The sequence below is a fragment of the Vibrio sp. 1288 genome, assembly GCF_033344475.1.
The window spans coordinates 1-551 of sequence record NZ_JAWPOX010000979.1 but is presented as its reverse complement, the minus strand read 5'-3'; the positions used below and the strand labels follow the sequence as shown (position 1 = coordinate 551).

At 36.7% G+C, this 551-nt stretch carries 1 protein-coding gene; it reads right to left on the bottom strand.

Going from position 1 to position 551, the window contains the following annotated elements:
* Positions 1-119: 119 nt before the first annotated feature.
* Positions 120-551, bottom strand: a 432-nt coding sequence (locus R8O11_RS30440) for a transporter substrate-binding domain-containing protein (protein WP_318195290.1), incomplete at its 5' end; no start/stop codon positions are given.

Genomic DNA, 551 nt, shown 5'->3' with positions numbered 1-551 from the left:
GTCTTTTAATTTATTCTGTCCAAGACTTGTAACAACAATAAGTATCGCTAAATAAATAGAAACGATTATTGCGCTTATCGTTATTATCTTTTTACTGGATATTTTTTTAACAGCCTTTTTCATCGAATTTTCTTACTATCTTCTAAGAAGTAATCGTTATAAAAGTAGTAAATGGACGGGTAGTATTTTTTAACGAGCTTTTCATACGTCCCATCTTTTTTAATAGAATCTAAATAACGATCAAACGCTTCGCGTAATTCCGGTGAATTTTTACGGAACGCAACAGCCATTTTTTGATTTTCAGAAACAGGGCCAATGACTTTTATTTCTCCCGGCCATTTTTCTAAAGCAATTAATGTGTCTGCTACATCCAATAAGGTACTTTCAGCATCATTTTTCATGATGGCAGGTACCATTTCGTTTAGGAGTCGTTTGCCATCGGGCAAAATCACTTTGGCACCCGTGTCGTACAAGTCGTAAAGGTTTGGGTCTAGGCACGAATGCTCTAGCGCCAACACTTCTCGTCCATCGATCAACTCTTTCACTGTCTT